The organism is Deltaproteobacteria bacterium, from assembly GCA_029860075.1.
GTDB lineage: Bacteria > Desulfobacterota > JADFVX01 > JADFVX01 > JADFVX01 > JAOUBX01.
Map to the genome: position 1 here is coordinate 21,566 of JAOUBX010000063.1, position 6,729 is coordinate 28,294.

Genomic DNA, 6,729 nt, shown 5'->3' on the forward strand with positions numbered 1-6,729 from the left:
TTTAATGACAAAAATAATCTCATATCTTCTCTTTCTTTCCTGCATTTTGTTTCTGCCTGCCATTGCCCTTGCCGATAGTTTTAGTGACAGGCAGGAGTGGAATACCTATCTTAAAGATTCGAGTCATTCTTTGAGGGCTTACGGAAGCCTTGCCTTGCCGCTTGAACAAAAATGGTTTTTTGAAGCGGGAGATGCTATCTACTCTTCGCCTGTTGCTGCTGATGGAAAAGTCTGTTTTGGCTCTCATGACGGCAATCTTTACTGTCTCGATGCAAAAACGGGAAAAATGCTCTGGAAATTCATAACCGATGGCAAGATTTCGGCCTCTCCGCTTATTAAGGATGGCAAATGTTTTGTCGGTTCTGCTGACGGAATGTTTTATGCCGTCGATTTGGAAAGCGGCAACCTTCTGTGGAAATACCGCACCGGTGAAGGAATTTTTTCATCGGCTTCAGAGTTTCTGGGTAAAGTATTTTTCGGTTCCAATGACAGGCATCTTTATTCTCTTGATATGGAAACGGGAAAGCTCGCCTGGAAAAGGGAATTGCCTGATTACAAGTACGGGGGAGTCTATTCTTCTCCTGCTATAGTGGGGGAAGTAATCTATATAGCTGATAAAAAGGGGAATATATTTTGCATTTATGCTCAATCGGGGCAAATCAAGTGGCAGGCCAGGGCGGGAAGCGCCATTTATTCGTCACCTGCAATTTCCGGCGGGATACTGATTATTGGTTCTTACGATGAGCATGTTTACGCATTTAACAGGGAAAATGGAAAGCTGCTCTGGAAGAGCAGGTTGCCTGACTGGATATATTCAACGCCCCTTATTCTGGAGCACGTTGCCGTTGTGGGAGTAAAAGATGGATATCTTTATGCGCTCAATATAAATGATGGAACGCCGGTATGGAAGCTTGATATGAGTGGTCGTATCAGCGCTTCGCCTATTCTTATTGGAAAATATATTTTTGTTGCTTCGGAGAAAGGAAGGCTTGCGCTTATTGATTCCCTCATTGGCGTAGAGAAGTGGGGGACCAGCATAGCGCAGGGAATCCACGGCACACCTGCAATTTATGATGGTTGGCTGTACATTCCGGGCAAAAAAGGGACTTTTTTTGGATTTAGCGGGCCATAATTATGATAGTTAATATTTCCAGGTTGGTTGCAGTCTTATTTATTCTGCTTATTCCCTTCTGCGTTTTTGCTGAAGCCCCCCCCCAGCCTGTCTCTGCTGAAAGCAATGCCGCAAGTTCAGATAAAAGGGCAGAAACTGTAACTGCCGCCGGGGCGGAAGCTAAACCTTCTGAAGAGGGTACTTCGGCGCCTGCCGGAGACGCGCCGGTACCTCCTGCCGGGGATGATGATGTTACCATTAGAGTTGAGGAAAAGGTTGTTGTTGTTGAAAACCCTCATACTGCCGGAGAAAAGGGCTGTCCTTTTTGTCATCAGGAAGGGAAAGAGAAGGAAGGTGTTTTAAGGGAAAAAACGGTAGGTGCCCTTTGTGCAGATTGTCATAAACAGGGTAAACCTCATTTTATTGATTCTTTTCCCTATGGCCCTAACGGTTTAAAGCGGGAATTTGAAAAGCTTGGCTTTACCATACCTGAAAGTGGAATGAATTGTATTACCTGTCATGACCGGCATGCCGAATCGGGCAAGGAGTTTCACCTCATGGCCGAGGTCTATGATTTCTTTATTAAGGTGAGGAGTATTAATCCTCACTGGAGGCAGGGTTTCTGTTATGCCTGTCACCGTGAGAACCCGAAAAAAAGGCCTTTTGCTTTTAAGTGGGAAGGGGACATGATAAAGGTATGCAATTATTGTCATGAGACCCTGTCTGCCGACAAACTGATTCATGCCGTTGGGATGGTTCCTTCCCGGAAAATCCGGGCCAGGATACCTGTCAGCTTTGCCCTTTCCGAAGATGGTTCACTCAATTGCATTACCTGCCACGAACTTAAATACCAGTGCCTTGAAGAGGAGTTTTACAGGAAGGAATCAGATTCTCTTTTCTTCAGAGATGGGCCTTATGAGGAAAGAACGGATATCTGCTTTCGCTGTCATCAGAGAGATGTCTATGAGAGACTAAATCCTCATGATCAGATAAATGATGAAGGTGAGCTTATGACGGAGGTCTGTACATATTGTCATGCCCAAACGCCTGATCCTCAAAAGGATAAGAGTATTGGCAGTGTCGAGTTTGTTACGGAAAAATTAAAAGACCTTTGCCAGCGGTGCCACAGGGACAGACCTCATCCGGGAGGCGCCTTTATTAACTTTGATCACCTCGTTGAACCGCCCAATAAAATAAAATTCTGGATTAAAATGGCGGAAAAAAATAGTAATCTGGTTGTGCCTTTGGAACCTGATACGGATAAAATTTTCTGCTGCACTTGTCATAACCCTCATGAAAGGGGTGTATTAAGAGATAAGTTCGGTAGAGGTTCCGACGATGACAGGAGACTTCGCATGGGAGCTGGATTCGAACTTTGCAGCATTTGCCACCAGGACAAGGCAGGGCCGCCCAGCTAAATTCACTTGAATACTGCCTGTGGCATATATTCTTTTCCTTTCTTCCACCTCATCTAATACTCTTTTCCTTAATCTTCCATAACGAATGAAACCTTATAGCAGAGCAGCAGACTATTTTATTCCTGAAGCGCTGACTTTTATTGCCCGGGAAATAGAACAGACGGCCGGCAATGAAGTTTTTTTTATTGGTTTCGCACAATCATCTCTTGTTTCTGAAGTAAGAGTCGTTGCCAGGGGCAATGGCTATAGTGCGCCTGCTATTTTGAGAGATTTACGGGCAGGGGATGTGCTCATTCATAATCATCCTTCAGGCCTTTTACATCCTTCTGATGCAGATATTGCCGTTGCCTCCCTGGCCGGCGAATGTGGCGCCGCTTTTTATATCATCGATAACAGGGCGGAGAAGCTGTATGCCGTCGTTCCACTTTTTAAGGGAAACACGATAAAACCGCTTGACGGCGAAGAGGTTATAAGCCTGCTTAAAGCCGGATCGAAGCTTTCTTCATCTCTAAAGGCTTATGAGGAGCGTTCGGAACAACTGGATATGGCCTCCGTCGTTACTTCCGCTTTCAATGATGAGAGGATCGCTCTCATTGAAGCAGGCACGGGAATCGGTAAAAGTATGGCCTACCTGGTCCCTTCCATTCTCTGGGCCGTGGAAAACAGGGAACGGATCGTTATTTCAACGAATACAATTAATCTCCAGGAACAGCTTATTGAAAAAGATATCCCTTTATTGCAAAAGAGTATTGACCATGATTTCAAAGCCGTTCTTATTAAGGGAAGGGGTAACTATGCCTGTAAAAGAAAGGCTTTTGCATTGTCCCGGGAAGGCAACTATCTTTTTGAAGATAATAACATAGCTGAAGAAAAATCACTTCTTCAGTGGATAAGTAAAACAAAAGACGGGAGCCGTTCAGACCTTAACTTTATACCGAAAGATTCAAGCTGGGAAAAGATCGTTTCTGAAACGGATGTCTGCCGCAGGAGCAAGTGCTCCTTCTATAATGACTGCTTCTTTTACCAGGCAAGGAGGGAGGCTGCTTCATCAGATATCCTCGTTGCAAACCATCATCTGCTCTTTGCTGATCTTGCCGTAAAGAGTGAGACGGGAACGCATGGCGAAAGTGGAGTAATGCCCCCTTACAGCAGGGTTATTATCGATGAAGCCCATAATGTGGAAGATGTGGCGACGGAATACTTCGGGGCCGCTGTAAGCAAACGGGGCCTGTCACTCACCACGGGAAGACTGGTCAGCAAAAAGGATAGTGCGAAAGGGCTGCTTCCTTTTATTTATCTTAAGATGCAGAAAATGAAAGGGCATATTGCAGGCACCTTTTTAAGCGCAACCTCATCAACTATTAAGGGCGAGCTTATTCCTCATCTTGCCCATATTCGGGAACTGTCTGACGAGCTTTTTGACATGACAGCTTACTGGTCGCTGGAAGTCAAGAAAGGTAACCGTGAAAATGGGGATATGCCCGGTGAAATCAAAGTTCGAATAAAAGACCCTGTTACTTCTGCAAGAGAGTGGAAGCATTTGGAGAACAGCGCATCCACACTGCTTACGGAAGGGAAAATCTGTGCGAGGAAATTAAGGGGGATTGTCAGGGATTTTGAAAATCTTCCTCACGGTGATGAGAGAGAAGCGCTCGACCCTCAAGTCCTTGAACTTAAAGCCTATTCGGAAAGACTGAAGTCATTCCTGACGACGGTTGAAGCCTTCTTTTTTCATAAAGTCGATGGGACCGTAAAATGGATTGAAACAGCCAGAAGGAATGGGGCCATGAGTGTGCGACTGAAAATTTCTCCCATTTCCGTGGCCGAGGCTATGAGTGAGAAGGCATACAAGGTTTGTAAAACGATAATATTTACATCGGCAACCTTGTCTGTAAGAAAGAAGTTTGACTATATAAAGGGGCGAACAGGCCTTGATCTGGCAGGAGAGAGGCTGACAGAAACATTACTTGAGTCTCCTTTTGATTATAAAAGACAGGCCTTTGTCGGCATTCCTGCAGATATGCCCCTGCCTGGCGAGAAGTCCTATGTTGAGAGCCTTGGCAATACTATTTCCCTTGCCCTAAAGGCATCGGAGGGGAAGGCTTTTGTGCTCTTTACTTCTTATCGAATGCTTAATGACGTATACGGCAGGCTTGCTCACAGTGAGCTTCTTTCTCCATACAGGATGATGCGCCAGGGGGACGGTCCGAGAAGTCTTCTTCTGGACAGCTTCAGGAAAGATAAACATTCCATCATCTTTGGAAGTGATTCCTTCTGGGAAGGGGTAGATGTGCCGGGTGACGCACTCATGAATGTTATTCTTGCCAAACTTCCTTTCAGCGTTCCCGATGACCCACTCATCGAGGCAAGGGCTGAAATGCTGGAAGCGGATGGAAAAAATGCTTTTATGAGCTATTTTCTGCCACGGGCCGTTATCAAGTTCAAGCAGGGCTTTGGCAGACTCATAAGAAATAAAAGGGACAGGGGGGCTGTTTTGATTCTCGATTCGAGGATAGTACGAAAAAGTTACGGCAATGCCTTTTTGAGTTCCTTGCCCGATTGTAATGTGCAAAAACTGCCTGCCGGGGATTTGGTGGAAAGTCTGAACCGTTTTTTCATGGATATGGAAGTATAAAACCCCTAAATAGCTTGACAATTTTCACAAATTGTTTATTATCTGTAAAAAAGAATTGAAAGGTTCATATGCTGACTGCAAAAGATATTATGTCCGGGGATGTTACCACCGTAACGCTTGATATGCCTATTTCCGAAGTGGCAGGGATATTTCACGATAGCGTTATAAGCGGCGCGCCTGTTATAGACGATGATGGAAGGCTCATCGGCATTATTACCGAGAGTGATCTCATCGATCAGAACAAGAAGTTTCACATTCCCACAGTGGTAGCCATTTTTGATGCTGTTGTTTACCTTGAAAGCCTGAAAACTTTTGAAAAAGATCTTCAGAAAATGACCGGGAGCAAGGTAAAAGACCTCTATACACAGGATGTCGTTTCCGTTGACCAGCATACGCCCATCAATGAAATAGCTACAATTATGTCTGACAGGCATTTTCATACCATTCCCGTTCTTGACGGGGATAAACTTGTGGGAATTGTCGGTAAGGATGATATTGTAAAGACCATGGCATCATCCGGTCCCTCCTGATTTAATTTTTTTTAAATGCATACCTCTCTCGAATTCATATTAAAGGATGTTGAAGAGACAATCGCTCTCGGTGAGAGACTGGGCACTTTTGTAAAGAGCGGACAGGTTGTTGCGCTTATCGGTGAACTCGGTGCAGGCAAGACGACACTTGCAAAGGCAATAGCCCGTGGTCTTGGTGTGGCTGACGACGTTATTGTCAGCAGTCCCTCCTATACGCTTGTCAATGAATATGATGGAAGGTTCCCTCTCTATCACTTTGATCTTTACAGATTGGAAGGCGCTCATGATATTCATGATCTCGGTTATGATGAATACCTGGAAGGAGAGGGTGTTTCTCTCCTCGAATGGGCAGATATCGCGCCTGAACTCCTTCCGAAAGAGCATCTGGAAATAAGAATGGAAATTATAAACGATAAGGAAAGAAAAATGACTCTCAAGGCAAGAGGTAAAGATTCGGAGAGAATTCTTGATCGCCTTCATTCCAAATATAAAGCAGGGTCCTTGTGACTTACGATATTTGCATCATAGGAGGAGGGCCCGGCGGCTATAGTGCGGCCATAAAAGGGGCGCAACTTGGCGCAAAAGTGGCCCTTGTCGAGAGGGAATCGCTGGGAGGAACCTGTCTTAATCACGGCTGTATTCCTACAAAAAACCTTTACTCTGCATCGGAGCTGCTAAGAGGGCTCTCTGAGGGGGCAAAGTTCGGTATTAAAATATCGGGGGCAAATGTCGAGTTTCCCCTTATGATGGAAAGAAAAAACGAGGTCGTTGATCACCTGAAAAGTGGTCTTGTAAGACTTTTTAAAGACCATAAGATAGATATTTTTGAGGGCAAAGGGGCCATTGAAAGCGCGGGAAAGGTAAGGGTGGACAGTCCGGGTTCGACGGAGATTATCGAAGCGCCGAAGATTATTATTGCCACAGGGTCCGAGGCTGCCGACATTCCGCCTCTTAGAATTGACGGCAGGATGGTTCTCGGCAACAGGGAGATCCTGCAACTGACAAAAATTCCGGAAAAGTTGATTGTTGTCGGTG

Annotated in this window: 6 protein-coding genes; all 6 read left to right on the forward strand. The window is 45.2% G+C overall.

The window, feature by feature from the left end; translation table 11 throughout:
* Positions 1-4: 4 nt before the first annotated feature.
* A complete protein-coding gene (locus OEV42_16280; GenBank protein MDH3975831.1) occupies positions 5-1,132 on the forward strand; it encodes a PQQ-binding-like beta-propeller repeat protein in 1,128 nt (375 codons plus the stop codon).
* A 2-nt stretch (positions 1,133-1,134) separates the two neighbouring features.
* Entirely contained in the window at positions 1,135-2,529 is a 1,395-nt protein-coding gene (locus OEV42_16285) for a hypothetical protein (GenBank protein MDH3975832.1), read from the forward strand.
* Positions 2,530-2,614: 85 nt separating this feature from the next.
* Positions 2,615-5,164 (forward strand): helicase, encoded by a 2,550-nt coding sequence (locus OEV42_16290; protein ID MDH3975833.1) that lies wholly within the window; start codon positions 2,615-2,617, stop codon positions 5,162-5,164.
* 68 nt (positions 5,165-5,232) lie between these two features.
* On the forward strand, positions 5,233-5,694 hold the full coding sequence (locus OEV42_16295; protein MDH3975834.1) for a CBS domain-containing protein: 462 nt from the start codon (positions 5,233-5,235) through the stop codon (positions 5,692-5,694).
* A gap of 15 nt (positions 5,695-5,709) precedes the next feature.
* On the forward strand, positions 5,710-6,201 hold the full coding sequence (tsaE, locus tag OEV42_16300; protein ID MDH3975835.1) for a tRNA (adenosine(37)-N6)-threonylcarbamoyltransferase complex ATPase subunit type 1 TsaE: 492 nt from the start codon (positions 5,710-5,712) through the stop codon (positions 6,199-6,201).
* Positions 6,198-6,729 (forward strand): FAD-dependent oxidoreductase (locus OEV42_16305; GenBank protein MDH3975836.1); only part of this gene is annotated, 532 nt, incomplete at its 3' end. The genes tsaE and OEV42_16305, both read left to right, overlap by 4 nt.

Bases quoted from the DNA above. Each gene is read 5' to 3' on its own strand.
- OEV42_16280 (MDH3975831.1), top strand. From the start codon at position 5: ATGACAAAAATAATCTCATATCTTCTCTTTCTTTCCTGCATTTTGTTT.
- tsaE (MDH3975835.1), top strand. From the start codon at position 5,710: ATGCATACCTCTCTCGAATTCATATTAAAGGATGTTGAAGAGACAATC.
- OEV42_16285 (MDH3975832.1), top strand. From the start codon at position 1,135: ATGATAGTTAATATTTCCAGGTTGGTTGCAGTCTTATTTATTCTGCTT.
- OEV42_16290 (MDH3975833.1), top strand. From the start codon at position 2,615: ATGAAACCTTATAGCAGAGCAGCAGACTATTTTATTCCTGAAGCGCTG.
- OEV42_16295 (MDH3975834.1), top strand. From the start codon at position 5,233: ATGCTGACTGCAAAAGATATTATGTCCGGGGATGTTACCACCGTAACG.